A 14,358-nucleotide genomic window follows, 5' to 3' on the forward strand; every position below is an offset into this window, starting at 1 on the left:
GGCTACCTGAAGCGAACGCGCGGATCGGCGAGGGTGTAGGACAGGTCCGCCAGGATCAGGCCGACGATGTAGAGCACCGACCCCAGGAACACCATGGTGCGGACCACGGCGAAGTCCTGGCCGTTGATGGCGTCGATGGTGTAGCTGCCCAGGCCCGGGATGCCAAAGAAGGATTCGGCGATCAGGCTGCCCATGATCAGCAGCGGAATGGCCGAGACCACCCCGGTAAGGATCGGCAGCGCCGCATTGCGCAGTACATGGCGCAGGAGCACCTGGCGCTCGGCCAGGCCCTTGGCGCGGGCGGTGCGCACATAGTCCTTGCCGATCTCTTCGAGAAACAGCGCGCGATAGAAGCGCGCCTGGCTGCCCAGGCCGGAAATCACCGCCACCACCACCGGCAGCGCCAGGAAGCGCAACAGGTTCCAGCCCTCTTCATAGCCCGAATAGGGCACCAGCCGCAGGATCTTCGCGAACAGCCACTGGCCGGCGATGATGTAGAACAGCGAGGAGATCGACAGCAGCACCACACAGAGCACCACGCCCCAGAAGTCCAGCCGGGTGGCGCGAAAGAACACCAGCAGCAGGGCGAAACCGACGCTGGCCAGCAGACCGAGGACAAAGGTCGGCAGCGCCAGCGCCAGACTCGGTCCGGCGCGCTCGGCGATCTCCCGGCCGATGTCGCGTCCGTTGTCGGCGGTGCCGAAATCGAACACCAGCAGACTGACCGACCGTTCGAAGAAGAGCGTATCGGTGAATCGCTCGACGCCTTCACGGGTGGTATTAATCAGCAGTGGCTTGTCGTAGCCGTGCTCCGCCTTCCAGTCCTCGATGGCGTCGGCGGTGACGTACTTGCCGCCGATGGCCAGGCGCGCCATGTCGTCCGGGGTATTGACGGTGAAGAACAGCACGAAGGTCAGCAGATTCACCCCGATGAGGATCAGCACGCCATAGGCCAGGCGTCGCAGCAGATAGCCGATCATGGCCGCTCCTCCCCTGCCGAGTCGCCAAAGGCGGTCTGCCGCTCGCGGCGCTTGAGGATGCGCCAGGCCGGCCAGACCAGCAGCAGGGCCACGCCCAGCAGCAACCACAGCGGCCAGAGCACCGGCTGGTTCCATTCCAGCACCTTGCGCTCGCGCAGGGCCGGGTCCAGGCGCAGGTAGCGCAGCTGGTCACGCACCATCTGGGTCGGCTTGGCGTTGTAGACCCACTGGTGGTAGGCGCCACCAGACAGGGGATTCCAGCCGAACAGCCAGGGCGCGTCCTGTTGCACGATGGTGACCATGCGCCGGATCAACGCCACCTTTTCCGGGCCGTCGTCGAGACTCTTCATCTGCTCGAACAGCCGGTCGAATTCGGGATTGCTGTAGTTGCCGGCATTCTCGCCCCCATGCTTGGCCTTGCCCTGGGGACCGTAGAAGAGAAAGAGAAAGTTCTCGGCATCGGGATAGTCGGCGTTCCAGCCCCAGAAGAAGATCTGCGCCGCACCCTTGCGCATCTTGTCCTGGAATCTGTTGTAGTCCGAGCCGCGCAGCTCCAGCTGGATGCCCAGCTTGGCGGTCTGCTGGCGCATCCAGTCGAACATGGCGCTGTCGCCACTGCTCTGGGCATCGTATTGCAGGATCAGCGGTCGCCCGCTCTGGACGTCGCGACCGTCGGGGTAGCCGGCTTCGGCGAGCAACCGCTTGGCTTCCTCGATGGGCCGCCGCTCGGGCTTGCCGTCCACCAACCGATAGACCACGGGGTTGGTGCCGGCCGGCGGCGGCTCATAGCCCAGCACGCCCGGCGGCAGCGGGCCGGTGGCGACCAGGCCGTTGCCGTTGAGAAAGACGGTGATGTAGCTCTCCCAGTCGAAGGCGATGGACAGCGCCTGGCGCAACTTGCGATTGCGCGCCTGCTGTTCGGGCGTGGCACCCTGCCCCACCACCGGATCCAGCCAGTTGAAACCTAGGTACCAGTTGGAGGCCTCCACCGCGGTGGGCAACTTTAGGCCACGTTCGCGATAGAGCTCGGCGGAGTCGAGCGAGTCGCCGGCGCGGGTGCGCAAGGCCACGCCGTATTCGCCGCGCTCGATCTGCGGCGCGTCGTAATAGCCCTGGATGAACTTGCCCATCAGCGGCACCCCTTCCTTTTCCAGGCTGAACACCGCCCGATCGATCAGTGGCATGGGCTTGCCGCAGTCGTCCAGCCGGCCCTGCTCGCGATCCTCGGCCTCGCCCTCGCAGGGATAGGGATCGGCGCGGTAGTTGGGATTGCGCTCCAGCACATGGCGGCGATTGGGGATGGATTCGGCGAGGCGATAGGGCCCGCTGCCCACCGGCCAACTGTTCAGGCTGAGATTGTGTTCGGCCATACCCGACTGGCTGTAGAAGCGCTCCGCCTCCCAGGGCACCGGCGCGGCGAAGGTCATGGCCAGCCAGTAGTTGAACTGGGGGTACTTGCCGATCACCCGCAGCCGCAGGGTGTGGTCGTCCAGTACCTCGACCCCGGGCAGCTCGCCCTGACGCAGGTCGAGCCAGGGTAGCGGTGCGTCCTTGGGCAGGCTGGCGCGCAGGGCCTTGTCGGCGGCGCGCAGGCCATCGCCAAAGGCCTGCATCCCTACCAGGTGCTCGGCGAAGATCGCGTAGCTGGGCGACACCAGCCGCGGACTGGCCAGGCGGCGCAGGCCATAGGCGTAGTCGGCGGCGGTGACGGCGCGGCTGCCGGTCTCGGGAAAGTCGGGAATCTGGTAGCGGTCGGCCAGGTCCTCGGGCGTGATCGGGAAATAGCGGTAGTGGCCCTGGGCATCGCGGGCAAAGGCCGGATGGGGCGCATAGCGGGCGTCGCGGCGGATGGGGATGTCATAGACGCTCTGGGCGATCTGCGCCGGCGGCGCATCGTCCGGCAGGCGCCGGCCCTGAGCGTCCAGGTAATAGGGTGCGACCACCCGCTCCGCGCCGCGGGGGATCAACTCATAGGGCCGCTTGAAATAGTGATAGCCATAGAGCGGCTCATAGATGTTGTAGGTGAAATTGGTCTCGTCGCCGGAATAGGAGCTGGCGGGATCCAAGTATTTCGGCGAGCGGGTGGTAAAGGCGGTATAGAGGGTATTCTGGCCCTCCGCCCCGGCGCGATAGGGGCTGTTGATCGGCGTATCAGCGGGTGAGCACCCCCCGAGCAGCACGAGGGTCGACAGCGCGAGAAGGTGTCTGGACAGTCTGGGCATCGCGTTCCGCTACCGAAAGAGATCTGGGCGGTGATGTCCGCCTAAACGACCAAGCTTGAGCTATTTTCCCGCGAGGCGCAGCACCCCATGCAATCCCGGAAAGATTTCGACAAGATCGTCCACTGGTCCCAGCTCCAGGCCCCCGACGGCCCGGGCTATCCCGGCAGTGACGAGCGCTTTTCCCTGGGCGCCGCCTTCGGCCGCCACTTCGGCTTCGCCCGCCTGGGCATCCACCATGAATGGCTGCCACCTGGCCGGCGTACCTCAAGGCCCCATGCCGAGGCCACCGAGGACGAATTCATCTATGTGATCGCCGGCCACCCCACCGCCTGGATCGACGGTCACGCCCACCGGCTCAAGCCGGGTGACGGCGTGGGCTTCAAGGCCGGCGACGGCGTCGCCCATACCTTCATCAACGAGACCGCGGAGCCGGTGGAGCTGCTGGTGGTGGGCGATACCAGCCGGGCGGACAATCGGCTGCATTATCCGCTGCATCCGGAATTCACCGCGAGTCTTGGGGATAAGCAGTGGCGGGACTGCCCTGAGCGGGAGTTGGGGCCGCATTTGGGTAGGGCGCAGGCGTCCGATGAATAGCGGCACCCGTTGGCGGCCTGTTTTCGTAGGTTGGGCTGAGCGCAGCGAAGCCCAACATGGCCTGCTCCCAAACACCTGGGTGTCGATGGTTATCCACGCCTGTTGGGCTTCGGCGATAGAACCGCCTCAGCCCAACCTACGGGAGCTCCCCTCTACTCGAGGAAGAGGGCCAGGGGTTCACTACCGCCTGGCCTGGGCCGCGCTCACCGCCGCGCGCAGCGCCAGCAGGTAGCTGTCCACGCCGAAGCCGGCGATCTGCCCCAGGACGATCTCGGCGAATACCGAGTGATGCCGGAAGCCTTCCCGCGCGTGGATGTTGGACATGTGCAGCTCCACCACCGGCACGGTGAGGATCGCCAGGGCGTCGCGGATGCCGTAGCTGTAGTGGGTCCAGGCGCCGGCGTTGATCAGTACCGCGTCGACGCCCTCCTCATAGCCCCGATGGATGCGCTCCACCATCGCCCCTTCGTGGTTGCTCTGGAAGCTTTCCACCTCGACGCCCAGTTCAGCACCCAGGGCCGTTAGCCTGGCGTCGATCTCCGTCAGGGTCACGGTGCCGTACTGCAGCGGATCGCGCTTGCCGAACATGTTGTGGTTGATACCGTGCAGCATCAGGATCTTCATGGGTTCGCTCAGGTCAGGGGAAGGGTCAGCTGGTCGATGACCGGCCGGGTCTCGGGGCGCACGCCGCGCCACCAGGCGAAGGCTTCGGCGGCCTGTTCCACCAGCATGCCCACGCCGTCCGCCAGCTGCGCCACGCCTTGCTCGCGGGCGAGACGCAGGAAAGGCGTCAGCCCCTTGCCATAGGCCAGCTCGTAGGCCAGCGCGGCCTGGGCGAAGACGCCGGCCGGCACCGACGGCAGTTCGCCGACCAGACTGGCGGAGGTGGCATTGATCACCAGATCGAATGTCTCCCCTTCCAACGCTGCGTAGCTCTTTAGGCTGAGCAGCGGATGGTCGATTTCCTGGGCGAGCGCCGTCGCCTTTTGCCCGTCGCGATTGACCAGCACCAGCTCCGTCGGCTTCGCCGCGAGCAAGGGCAATAAGGCGCCACGCACCGCACCACCGGCGCCCAGCAACAGCACCCGCTTGCCAGCCAGGGGCTGGCCGAGGTTGACCTCGATGTCGCGCAGCAGGCCGATGCCATCGAAGTTCTCCGCCAGCACCTGCTCGCCCTCGAACTTCAGCGCATTGGCCGCCCGGGCCAGACGTGCCCTCTCGCTGGACTCGGTGGCCAGCTGGAAGGCCTGCAGCTTGAACGGCGCGGTCACGTTCAGGCCCTGCCCGCCCTGGGCGCGAAAGCGCTGCACGTCGCCGGCGAAGTCCTCCGGCGAGCCCTCGATGGCGCCGTATTCCAGGTCTTGCCCGGTGGTGGCGGCGAACAGGCCATGGATCAGCGGCGACTTGGTGTGGTTGATCGGGCGGCCGATCACCGCGTAGTGGTCGGTCATGCCCAGGGCTCCTGGCTGAACAGCACGCCATCGGCCTGCAGCCGGGCGATCTCTTCCGCGCTGTAGCCCAGGCTCTGGGCGACGGCAGCGTTGTGCTCGCCGAGATCCGGTGCCACCTGCTGGATGGTGGTGTCGCACCCGGAAAAGCGGAATGGCAGATTGGGCATGCGCAGGGTGCCGAAGCGCGGGTGCTGCTGTTCCTGGATCATGCCGCGCGCCTTGATCTGGGGATCCTCGATCACCTCGTCGATGCGCTGCACCTTGGCACAGGGCACGTCGATCTCATCGAGCAGGGCCAGCAGCCGTGCGACCGGATTGGCCGCCACCCAGGCCTTGACGATGGGCAGGATGGCTTCGCGATGGGCGTTGCGGCCGGTGGAGGTGTGGAAGCGCAGGTCGCTGCCGAAACCGGGCTGGCCCGCGTCCTGCTCCACCAGCGCGGCGAAGCGCTTCCAGGAGTCGTCCACCTGGGCGGCGATCACCAGGTCGCCGTCTCGGGCGCGAAACACGCCATAGAGGGTCGAGGTGGGCATGTCGTGGCCGGTCTGCTGCGGCAGGATCTCGCCACCGGACAGGGTATAGCACTGCACGGCGTACTCGTGCATCGATACCAGGGTGTCATACAGCGCCATGTCGATGTGCTGGCCGCGCCCGCTGGTGACCCGGCCCAGCAGCGCCGCATTGATGGCGGCCACCGCATGGGCGCCGGTGTACATGTCGCCCAGGGAGATGCGCAGCAGCGGCGGCGCCTCGCCCGGCGTGCCGACCATCTGCATGATGCCGCTCTTGGCCTCGGCGATCAGCCCGAAACCGGCGCGGTGCGCGTCGGGCCCGGTGTGGCCATAGGCGGAAATCGAGCAATACACCAGTCGCGGATTGCGCGCAGACAACTCCGCATAGCCCAGGCCGAGCCTGTCCAGGGCGCCGGGCCGGTAGTTCTCGATGAAGACGTCGGCGCTGTCGCACAGCTGCTGCATGAAGGCCTTGCCGCGCGGGTTCTTCATATTGACGCTGACGCCCTGCTTGCCCATGTTGAGTTGCAGGAAATAGCCACTCTGCTGGTCATCCAGGACGAAGGCGTGCTGGCGACCGGCATCGCCGCTGCCAGGGCGCTCCACCTTGATCACCTCGGCGCCCAAGGCCGCCAGGCAGCGCCCCACATAGGGGCCGGCGAGGAAGTGGCTGTAATCGATGACCCTCAGGCCTTGCAGTGGCAATGGCTGGCTCATACCACGCCCTCCCGCCGCGGCACCATCAGCCGGTGTTCGCCGCACTGAACCACTTCCCCCTTCTGGTTGATCAGCTCCGAGGGCAGCACCACGATGCCCCAGCCCGGCTTGCTCTTGCTCGGGCGCATGGCGCCCACGCGCAGCCTGACGTGCAGTTCGTCGCCGACGCGGATCGGCAGCAGGAAGTCCCAGGTCCAGCCCAGCGACACCCCTGGCAGGAAGCGGTAGTCGCATTGGGTCTTGAGGCCGTCGGCGATGGACAATCCCATCAGCCCGTGGGCAACCAGGCCGCCGAAGTGACTGGCATTGGCATAGGCCTCGTCGACGTGAACCGGGGTGTGGTCGCCGGTGAGGTCGGCATAGGCCAGGATGCGTTCCTTGGTGACCTGGTAGGTCGGCGTGATCGCCTCGTCACCTTCGCGGGCATCCTCGAAGTATCTTTCTGGTACGGTCATGGTCGCTTTCACTCGGCTTGACGGGCGTTGACGGCCAGGGCGTCGTGCACGGCGCGGGCCGGCACGGCCTGGATGAATTCCAGCGCCAGGCCATCGGGCAGGCGCAGCCAGTTAGGGCCCTGGGGCAGTTGCTCCACGCCCTCGAAGCGCCGGGCCGCGGCCAGGGCGGCGTCGAGGTCCTCGCACATCAGCCCCAGATGGCCCAGGCGTCCTTCCGGGCCGGCGAAGTCCGGCTTGCTCATGAACTGCATGCCGCCCAGCGTCCAGTACTGGCTGGGCGCCTCGACCGGGCCCTGCACCTCGCGCAGGGTCATGCCGAACACCTCATGGAAGAAGCGGATGTGCCAGTGGATGTCCTTCACCCAGATGGCCACGTGTTCCAGATAGGCCTTGGGAATGCTCATGGTTTGGCGTCCTCTTGTTGTCGATCGGCCAGGGCGCGCTCGATGCCCTTGATGCAGGCGACCAGGGTGGCGTTGACCGGCGTGGGCACGCGGTACTGCTGGCCGAGCCGCACCACCGCGCCGTTGATGAAGTCGATTTCGGTGATGGAGCCCTTCTGCAAGCTCTGCAGCAGGGAGGTCTTGAAGGACGGCGGCAAGCCTTCGCGCGCCAGCTCCCAGGCCGCCTGCGGCTCGCGCAGGCCGAGCTCGACGCCGGCCGCGCGCGCCACCGCGATGGCCTCGGCGACCGCCTGCAAGGCGGTGTCGCGCAGCTGCGGCTCGCTGTAGAGCTGGCCATAGGTGAGTTGGGTGATGCCGGTCAGGGCACCGGTGGCGACGTTGACCAGCAACTTGTCCCAGAGGGTGCCGCGGATGTTGCTGCTGACCGTGGTGGCCAGCCCGGCGTCCTCGAAGACGGCGGCAACGGCCTGGACGCGTGCCGAGAGCTGACCGTCGAGTTCGCCGATGAGCGTGCGCTTGCCCGCCACCCCGCTACGGATCCGCCCGGGGCCGAGCAGCACGCCGCCGACATAGGTCTTGCCGGCGATCACCCGCTCCTGGCCGACGATCTCGGCCAACAATTCTTCATGGCCGAGGCCGTTCTGCAGCGACAGCACCAGGGTGTGGGGACCGACCAGCGCCTGGGCCTGGCTCATGGCCGCGGTGGTGGCGAAGGACTTGACCAACACCACCACCAGATCCACTACCCCGACCGCCTCGGCACTGACCGCTGCCCGAACCTGAACCCGGCGCCTGCCAGCGGCGGTCTCGATGTCCAGGCCGTCGCGGATGACCGTCTCGATATGGGCATTGGGGCGGTTGAGCAGCCAGGTCTCATGCCCCGCCTCGCTCAACCAGGCGCCAAAGGTGCTGCCCAGCGCACCGGCCCCGAGGATGCAGATCTTCATGGGAGAGGACTCCTTGTTTCCGCCCTAACCCTAGGCCCACGGCCCCTATTGAGCTATACAAAGACCTCAATCCACCCATCAGGAATTCTGATAATGCTGCCTACGGACGGCCTGCCCGAACCCAAGCTGTTGATGCTGTTCGAGGTGCTCTATCGCACCCGCAGCGTGACCCGGGCCGCCGAGCAACTGGGCCAGAGCCAGCCCACCATCAGCCTCTGGCTCGGCAAGCTGCGGCAGCAATTGCGTGATCCGCTGTTCGTGCGCACACCGGGCGGCATGAAGCCCACGCCGCAAGCCGAAGCCCTGATCACGCCCTGTCGGGAAGTGCTCGAATCCCTGCGTCGGCTGGTGGCCTGGGAGGTTGCCTTCGAGCCCGCCACCGCCCAGCGGCTGTTCCGCCTCTGCCTGAGCGATGCCAGCCACATCACCCTGCTGCCACGGATATTGGCGCAGCTGCGGGAGGTGGCGCCCGGGGTACGCCTGGAGGTCGCACGGATCGACGGCAATACCGAACAGGCCCTGGAGATCGGCGAAGCCGACCTGGCGATCGGCTTCATTCCCTGGCTGGGCGGCAGCCTCTATCAGCAACTGCTGTTTCCCCAGGACTGGGTCTGCCTGGTCAGCGCCCGCCATTCACGCCTCGGCGAGCGCTTGACGGCCGCGGCCTACGCCGAGGAGGGCCATGTGCTGGTCAGTGCCGGCACCGGGCAGAAGCTGCTGGAAGCAGGCCTGGTCAGAGCCGGGGTGCAGCGCCGCATCGTGCTGGAGCTACCGGGCTTTCTGGGGGTTGGCGCGGTGGTGGGCAGCTCCGACCTCATCGTCACCCTGCCCCGGCATATCGGCACCACTCTGGCGGCCACCTACGGTCTCAAGGTCCATGAGTGCCCGGTGCCGATCGAGGGTTTCGCGGTCAGGCAGCACTGGCATGCGCGCTATCACCAGGAGGCCGGCAACCGCTGGTTGCGTGGGGTGCTGCTGGAGCTCTTCGGTCACAGCCGCTAGCGCAGCGGCCAGAAACGAAAAAGCCCCAGCTCAGGGCTGGGGCTTTAGGGCAGGACGCCTGGACGATCAGTTGTCCAGGGCCGGGCGCTGGCCGGAGATGGCGATGCGCTTGGGCTTGGCTTCTTCCGGGATCACCCGCACCAGCTCGATGCTCAGCAGGCCGTGCTTGAGATCGGCACCCTTCACCTCGATATGGTCGGCGAGGCGGAAGGACAGCTTGAAGGCGCGCTGGGCGATGCCCTGATGCAGGAAGGTCACGCTCTCGGCGCTGTTTTCGCGCCGGCCACCCTTGACGGTGAGCACGCCACGCTCGACTTCGATGTCCAGGTCATCTTCCTGGAGACCGGCGGCGGCGATCACGATGCGATACTGGTCGTCACCGTGCTTCTCGACGTTGTAGGGCGGATAGGAGCTGCCAGCGTCGTTGCGCAGCGCGGATTCGAACAGGTCGTTGAACCGGTCGAAGCCAACGGAATGACGGAACAGCGGGGCCAGGGACAGTACATTGCTCATGGTGAATCTCCTGATAGGTTCAGCAAGTTTCGTTGTTGCCTGCGGGACCCGACTTCGGCATCCCGCACGAACCTAGATAGGAATTCCCCAAAAAATTTCAAGGGCCAATCCCGACGAACGGTAGTGCCGCTATTTCTTCTTCGGCTTGCGCTTTTTCTTCTTGGCTGCGGCCAGCGGCAGGGCCTGCTCGAAGGCCGAGCGCACCTCCTGCAGGCGACGCTCCTTGAGGTCGTGGATGCGCTTGCCGCGCTCGGTGGTGAAGTCGATGAGATTGCTGTCGTCGCTCATGGGGCTATCCGGCGAAAGGTGAGATTCAGCCGCACCCCGCTGGCTTTGCGGGTCTTGGCGATCTGGTGCTGCCAATGATGCTGGGTCGCGCCGCCCATGACCAGCAGGCTGCCGTGACCGAGTTCCAGGGAATGGCCGATGCGGCTGCTGCCCTTGCGGCGGAAATCGAAACGTCGCGCAGCGCCCAGGTTGAGCGAGGCGATAAGCGGATTGGCGCCGAGACTGGCCTCGTCATCGCTGTGCCAGCCCATGGAATCCTGGCCGTCGCGATAGCGGTTGAGCAGCACGCCGTTGAAGGCCTGACCACAGGCCGCCGCGACGGCGTCGCGAATCCGCTGCAACAGCGGCGTCCAGGGCAAGGCGGCATGATCCAGGCCCGCATAGCCGTAGACCACGCCGGGATCGGCGTACCAGGCCACCTGCCGCGGCACCGGGTGCCAGCGCCCGAAGACCCGCACCTGCGGCTGGCTCCAGGGGGTTTCGTCCTCCAGCTGCTGCAACCAGGCGTCGGCTTGTTCCAGAGGTAGCCACTGCGGGTAGAAGGCCAGCTCGGCGTCTTGCAGCTCCAGGTGCTCGACCATGGGCTAGACCCGCAGGTCCACCTGGACGCCCACCTGCTCCGGCTCTTCCAGGGCCTGGGCACGTTCGGCGCCGAGGCCCTGGCGCAGGGCCTCGCGCTGCCGGCGACGACGACGCGCCTCGCGATCCAGAGTGGCTTCGTCCTCCAGGGGCGCATGGGCCGTCTCGGCCGCCGGTTCCACGGGCGCCACCGGGGCCACGGGTGGGCGTACCGGGGCCGGGTCCAACTGGTTCGGTGGGGTCACGCCAAGGGGTGGAATGATGGGGATCATGACGGGCACCTCGAATTTAGCGGCCTGCGGCAAACAGCAGGTTGGGCTTATGACTCCGCTTTGGCTAAAATAGCCGGCTTTTTGATAGCAGGGGAGAGGCTTCTACATGGCGTCACATCAACCGGGACAACGCTGGATCAGTGACAGCGAGGCCGAACTGGGCCTGGGAACCATCCTGGCCCTGGACGGCCGCCTGCTCACGGTGCTCTATCCAGCCACCGGTGAGACGCGCCAGTATGCTCAGCGTAATGCGCCCCTGACCCGGGTGCGCTTCGCGCCGGGCGACGAGGTGACCCATTTCGAGGGCTGGAAGCTCACCGTGCGCGAGGTCTCCGAAGCGGATGGCCTGCTGACCTATCACGGCTTCACCGCCGAGCGCGAGGCACGCAGCGTGCCCGAGGCCCAGCTGTCGAACTTCATCCAGTTCCGCCTGGCCAGCGACCGCCTGTTCGCCGGGCAGATCGATCCCCTGCCCTGGTTCGGCCTGCGCTACCACACCCACGAGCACCGCAACCGTCTGCTGCAGTCCAGCCTCTGGGGCCTCGGCGGCACCCGCGCCCAGCCGATCCCGCACCAGCTGCACATCGCCCGCAGCGTGGCCGACCGCGTCGCGCCGCGCGTCCTGCTGGCTGACGAGGTGGGCCTGGGCAAGACCATCGAAGCCGGCCTGGTGATCCATCGCCAGCTGCTCAGCGGTCGCGCCAGCCGGGTGCTGATCCTGGTCCCGGAAAATCTCCAGCACCAGTGGCTGGTGGAGATGCGCCGCCGCTTCAACCTGGAAGTCGCGCTGTTCGACGCCGAGCGCTTCATGGCCAGCGAAGACGGCAATCCGTTCGAGGATGCCCAGCTCGCCCTGGTCTCCCTGGACTGGCTGGTACGCGACGAAAAGGCCCAGGATGCCGCCTTCGCCGCCGGCTGGGACCTGCTGGTGGTCGACGAAGCCCATCACCTGGTCTGGCACCCCGAGGGCGCCAGCCGCGAATACAGCCTGGTCGAACAACTGGGCGAGGTCATTCCCGGCGTGCTGCTGCTGACCGCGACCCCCGAACAACTGGGCCAGGACAGCCACTTCGCCCGTCTACGCCTGCTCGACCCCAGCCGCTTCCATGACTTCGCCGCCTTCCAGCAGGAGTCCCAGCACTACCGCCCGGTGGCCGAAGCGGTACAGGAACTGCTCGATGCCGGCGCCCTGAGCCCGGCTGCCCAGGACGCCATCGGTGGCTTCCTCGGCCAGGAAGGCGAGACCCTGCTGGGGGCGGCTGCAGCCGGCGATGCCGAGGCCCGCGCCCGCCTGGTGCGCGAGCTGCTGGATCGCCACGGCACCGGTCGCGTGCTGTTCCGCAACACCCGCGCCGCGGTCAAGGGTTTCCCCGAGCGCGAGCTGCACGCCCATGCCCTGCCCTTCCCGGATGCCTACCTGGACGAGGGCGTCATGCCCGGCCAGTCGCTGCAACCGGAAACCGAATTCGCCCCGGAAGACGACAACGACCGCTGGTGGCGCCACGACGGCCGCGTCGAATGGCTGATCGACACCCTCAAGGCGCTCAAGCCGCACAAGGTGCTGGTCATCTGCGCGCGCATGGAAACCGCTCTGGATCTGGAAGACGCCCTGCGCCTCAAGTCCGGCATCCCGACCACGGTGTTCCACGAGGGCATGAGCATCCTCGAACGCGACCGCGCCGCCGCCTACTTCGCCGACGAGGAATTCGGTGCCCAGGTGCTGATCTGCTCCGAGATCGGCAGTGAAGGCCGCAACTTCCAGTTCGCCCATCACCTGGTGCTGTTCGACCTGCCGGCCCACCCGGACCTGTTGGAGCAGCGCATCGGCCGCCTGGACCGGATCGGCCAGCGCCACACCATCCAGCTGCACGTGCCCTACCTCGAAGGCAGCCGCCAGGAACGCCAGTTCCAGTGGTACCACCAGGCACTGAACGCCTTCCTGGCCACCTCGCCCACCGGCAGCGCCCTGCAGGCGCGCTTCGCCAGCGAACTGGAAGAGCAATTGGCCGGCGGCGATGACGCCACCTGGCAGGCGCTGCTGGAACAGGGCGCCCAGGCGCGCGCGGCGCTGGAAACCGAGCTGCACAACGGCCGTGACCGCCTGCTGGAGCTCAATTCCTCCGGCGCCGGTGCCGGCGAGCAGCTGGTCGAGGACATCCTCGAGCAGGACGATCAGTTCGCCCTGCCCATGTACATGGAAGAGCTGTTCAACGCCTTCGGCATCGACAGCGAGGACCACTCCGACAACGCCCTGATCCTCAAGCCCAGCGAGAAGATGCTCGACGCCGGCTTCCCCCTCGGCGACGACGAAGGCGTGACCATCACCTACGATCGCAACGTGGCCCTGGTTCGCGAGGACATGCAATTCCTGACCTGGGAACACCCCATGGCCCAGGGCGGCATGGACCTGGTGATGTCCGGCTCCATGGGCAACACCGCCGTGGCGCTGATCAAGAACAAGGCGCTCAAGCCGGGCACCGTACTGCTGGAACTGATCTACATCAGCGAGGCGGTGGCGCCGCGCGCCCTGCAACTGGGTCGCTACCTGCCGCCGCTGGCGATCCGCTGCCTGCTGGACGCCAACGGCAACGACCTGGCCGCCCGGGTGGCCTTCGAGACCCTCAACGACCAGCTGGAAAGCGTGCCACGCACCAGCGCCAACAAGTTCGTCCAGGCCCAGCGCGACTCCCTGGCCAAGCTGATCGGCGGCGGCGAAGGCAAGGCCCTGCCGCGCCACGAGGAACGCGTGGCCAAGGCACGCCAGGCGTACCTCTCGGGCATGGACGAGGAAATCGCCCGCCTGGAAGCCCTGCGCGCGGTCAACTCCAGTGTCCGCCAGGACGAGATCGACCGCCTGCGCCAGCAGCGCGAGGAAGGCCTGACCTACCTGGACAAGGCCTCGCTGCGCCTGGAAGCCATTCGGGTGCTGGTGGCGGGCTAAGCCCGCCGCAATGTTGGGCTTCGCTGACGCTCAACCCAACCTACGGGTCCATCGCCTCGGCGTCATCCCGTAGGTTGGGTTGAGACAGCTCCACCGTCGAAGCCCAACACAGGCGGTCGCTGGATAACTCCTGTTGGGCTTCGCTAGCGCTCAACCCAACCTACGGGTCTATCGCCTTGGCTTCACCCCGTAGGTTGGGCTGAGACAGTCTCATCGTCGAAGCCCAACACAGGCGGGCGCCGGATAACGCCTGTTGGGCTTCGCTAGCGCTCAACCCAACCTACGGATCTATCGCCTTGGCTTCACCCCCGTAGATACCATCTCTCCCATCAATCACAACAGGTCCTCTAAAGGGCCTGTCGTGGTTGATAAGGTCGCTGCGTCTTGAGCACGCCATAGGCGATCTGCAGCAGTTTGCGCATGGCAGCGCCCAAGGCGCTCATTCGGGCTTTGCCGCGTGCCAGTAGTCGTTCATACAGCG

At 66.6% G+C, this 14,358-nt stretch carries 15 protein-coding genes and 1 pseudogene; 3 read left to right on the forward strand and 13 right to left on the reverse strand.

The genetic code is table 11. The annotated features are described in order from the left end of the window. Positions 1 to 2 precede the first annotated feature (2 nt). Positions 3 to 980 (reverse strand): ABC transporter permease, encoded by a 978-nt coding sequence (locus tag FEZ61_RS07630; RefSeq protein WP_017642166.1) that lies wholly within the window; start codon positions 978 to 980, stop codon positions 3 to 5. Next, positions 977 to 3,202, reverse strand: coding sequence for an ABC transporter substrate-binding protein (locus FEZ61_RS07635; RefSeq protein WP_173148059.1), 2,226 nt, complete (start codon positions 3,200 to 3,202; stop codon positions 977 to 979). The genes FEZ61_RS07630 and FEZ61_RS07635 overlap by 4 nt, the downstream gene beginning before the upstream one ends. 87 nt (positions 3,203 to 3,289) lie before the next feature. Here FEZ61_RS07635 and FEZ61_RS07640 point away from each other — a divergent pair, with 87 nt between their 5' ends. Then, positions 3,290 to 3,796: a cupin domain-containing protein gene (locus tag FEZ61_RS07640; protein ID WP_173148061.1), complete on the forward strand. Its 507-nt coding sequence runs from the start codon at positions 3,290 to 3,292 to the stop codon at positions 3,794 to 3,796. A gap of 180 nt (positions 3,797 to 3,976) precedes the next feature. Here the strand turns inward: FEZ61_RS07640 and aroQ are convergent, their stop codons facing one another. Genes aroQ through FEZ61_RS07670 form a run of 6 tightly spaced genes read right to left on the reverse strand, consistent with a single transcriptional unit; the run spans position 3,977 to position 8,282 of the window. Continuing rightward, positions 3,977 to 4,420, reverse strand: coding sequence for a type II 3-dehydroquinate dehydratase (gene aroQ, locus FEZ61_RS07645; protein ID WP_173148063.1), 444 nt, complete (start codon positions 4,418 to 4,420; stop codon positions 3,977 to 3,979). An 8-nt stretch (positions 4,421 to 4,428) separates the two neighbouring features. After that, positions 4,429 to 5,247: a shikimate dehydrogenase gene (gene aroE, locus FEZ61_RS07650; protein ID WP_173148065.1), complete on the reverse strand. Its 819-nt coding sequence runs from the start codon at positions 5,245 to 5,247 to the stop codon at positions 4,429 to 4,431. Continuing rightward, on the reverse strand, positions 5,244 to 6,476 hold the full coding sequence (locus FEZ61_RS07655; RefSeq protein ID WP_173148067.1) for a CaiB/BaiF CoA-transferase family protein: 1,233 nt from the start codon (positions 6,474 to 6,476) through the stop codon (positions 5,244 to 5,246). Before FEZ61_RS07655 ends, aroE begins: the two co-directional genes overlap by 4 nt. Beyond that, a complete protein-coding gene (locus FEZ61_RS07660) occupies positions 6,473 to 6,931 on the reverse strand; it encodes a MaoC family dehydratase (protein ID WP_173148069.1) in 459 nt (152 codons plus the stop codon). Before FEZ61_RS07660 ends, FEZ61_RS07655 begins: the two co-directional genes overlap by 4 nt. Positions 6,932 to 6,939: 8 nt before the next feature. Next, complete coding sequence (locus tag FEZ61_RS07665; RefSeq protein ID WP_017642158.1) at positions 6,940 to 7,335, reverse strand: VOC family protein; 396 nt, start codon at positions 7,333 to 7,335, stop codon at positions 6,940 to 6,942. Then, on the reverse strand, positions 7,332 to 8,282 hold the full coding sequence (locus FEZ61_RS07670) for a ketopantoate reductase family protein (RefSeq protein ID WP_017642157.1): 951 nt from the start codon (positions 8,280 to 8,282) through the stop codon (positions 7,332 to 7,334). Before FEZ61_RS07670 ends, FEZ61_RS07665 begins: the two co-directional genes overlap by 4 nt. Before the next feature lie 93 nt (positions 8,283 to 8,375). Between FEZ61_RS07670 and FEZ61_RS07675 the strand changes: the two genes are divergently transcribed. Further along, positions 8,376 to 9,284 (forward strand): LysR family transcriptional regulator, encoded by a 909-nt coding sequence (locus tag FEZ61_RS07675; RefSeq protein ID WP_017642156.1) that lies wholly within the window; start codon positions 8,376 to 8,378, stop codon positions 9,282 to 9,284. A gap of 66 nt (positions 9,285 to 9,350) precedes the next feature. Here FEZ61_RS07675 and FEZ61_RS07680 read toward each other — a convergent pair whose 3' ends face one another. The 4 genes from FEZ61_RS07680 to FEZ61_RS07695 all read right to left on the reverse strand — a co-directional run bounded on the left by FEZ61_RS07680 (position 9,351) and on the right by FEZ61_RS07695 (position 10,936). Further along, positions 9,351 to 9,797 carry an Hsp20 family protein gene (locus tag FEZ61_RS07680; RefSeq protein WP_017642155.1) on the reverse strand — a complete coding sequence of 149 codons (447 nt, stop codon included), beginning with the start codon at positions 9,795 to 9,797 and terminating at the stop codon, positions 9,351 to 9,353. Between the two features lie 129 nt (positions 9,798 to 9,926). Further along, entirely contained in the window at positions 9,927 to 10,085 is a 159-nt protein-coding gene (locus tag FEZ61_RS07685; RefSeq protein WP_017642154.1) for a hypothetical protein, read from the reverse strand. After that, positions 10,082 to 10,666 (reverse strand): alpha-ketoglutarate-dependent dioxygenase AlkB, encoded by a 585-nt coding sequence (locus FEZ61_RS07690; RefSeq protein ID WP_064308271.1) that lies wholly within the window; start codon positions 10,664 to 10,666, stop codon positions 10,082 to 10,084. The genes FEZ61_RS07685 and FEZ61_RS07690 overlap by 4 nt, the downstream gene beginning before the upstream one ends. 3 nt (positions 10,667 to 10,669) lie before the next feature. Then, positions 10,670 to 10,936 carry a hypothetical protein gene (locus FEZ61_RS07695; RefSeq protein ID WP_017642152.1) on the reverse strand — a complete coding sequence of 89 codons (267 nt, stop codon included), beginning with the start codon at positions 10,934 to 10,936 and terminating at the stop codon, positions 10,670 to 10,672. Positions 10,937 to 11,042: 106 nt separating this feature from the next. Between FEZ61_RS07695 and rapA the strand changes: the two genes are divergently transcribed. Then, on the forward strand, positions 11,043 to 13,877 hold the full coding sequence (rapA, locus tag FEZ61_RS07700; protein ID WP_173148071.1) for an RNA polymerase-associated protein RapA: 2,835 nt from the start codon (positions 11,043 to 11,045) through the stop codon (positions 13,875 to 13,877). Between the two features lie 347 nt (positions 13,878 to 14,224). On the opposite strand, the pseudogene FEZ61_RS24370 reads toward rapA, so the two are convergent. Beyond that, positions 14,225 to 14,358: pseudogene (locus FEZ61_RS24370) on the reverse strand (IS110 family transposase); the annotation flags it as partial.

Source organism: Pseudomonas sp. MS15a(2019) (genome assembly GCF_013277805.1).
Classification (GTDB): Bacteria; Pseudomonadota; Gammaproteobacteria; order Pseudomonadales; family Pseudomonadaceae; genus Chryseomonas; species Chryseomonas benzopyrenica.

Excerpts from the sequence above, each read along its gene's own strand:
- FEZ61_RS07690 (WP_064308271.1), bottom strand. The coding sequence starts at position 10,666 with ATGGTCGAGCACCTGGAGCTGCAAGACGCCGAGCTGGCCTTCTACCCG.
- FEZ61_RS07640 (WP_173148061.1), top strand. The coding sequence starts at position 3,290 with ATGCAATCCCGGAAAGATTTCGACAAGATCGTCCACTGGTCCCAGCTC.
- FEZ61_RS07670 (WP_017642157.1), bottom strand. The coding sequence starts at position 8,282 with ATGAAGATCTGCATCCTCGGGGCCGGTGCGCTGGGCAGCACCTTTGGC.
- aroE (WP_173148065.1), bottom strand. The coding sequence starts at position 5,247 with ATGACCGACCACTACGCGGTGATCGGCCGCCCGATCAACCACACCAAG.
- FEZ61_RS07660 (WP_173148069.1), bottom strand. The coding sequence starts at position 6,931 with ATGACCGTACCAGAAAGATACTTCGAGGATGCCCGCGAAGGTGACGAG.
- FEZ61_RS07675 (WP_017642156.1), top strand. The coding sequence starts at position 8,376 with ATGCTGCCTACGGACGGCCTGCCCGAACCCAAGCTGTTGATGCTGTTC.
- FEZ61_RS07680 (WP_017642155.1), bottom strand. The coding sequence starts at position 9,797 with ATGAGCAATGTACTGTCCCTGGCCCCGCTGTTCCGTCATTCCGTTGGC.
- FEZ61_RS07655 (WP_173148067.1), bottom strand. The coding sequence starts at position 6,476 with ATGAGCCAGCCATTGCCACTGCAAGGCCTGAGGGTCATCGATTACAGC.
- FEZ61_RS07630 (WP_017642166.1), bottom strand. The coding sequence starts at position 980 with ATGATCGGCTATCTGCTGCGACGCCTGGCCTATGGCGTGCTGATCCTC.
- FEZ61_RS07665 (WP_017642158.1), bottom strand. The coding sequence starts at position 7,335 with ATGAGCATTCCCAAGGCCTATCTGGAACACGTGGCCATCTGGGTGAAG.
- FEZ61_RS07695 (WP_017642152.1), bottom strand. The coding sequence starts at position 10,936 with ATGATCCCCATCATTCCACCCCTTGGCGTGACCCCACCGAACCAGTTG.
- FEZ61_RS07685 (WP_017642154.1), bottom strand. The coding sequence starts at position 10,085 with ATGAGCGACGACAGCAATCTCATCGACTTCACCACCGAGCGCGGCAAG.
- aroQ (WP_173148063.1), bottom strand. The coding sequence starts at position 4,420 with ATGAAGATCCTGATGCTGCACGGTATCAACCACAACATGTTCGGCAAG.
- FEZ61_RS07635 (WP_173148059.1), bottom strand. The coding sequence starts at position 3,202 with ATGCCCAGACTGTCCAGACACCTTCTCGCGCTGTCGACCCTCGTGCTG.
- rapA (WP_173148071.1), top strand. The coding sequence starts at position 11,043 with ATGGCGTCACATCAACCGGGACAACGCTGGATCAGTGACAGCGAGGCC.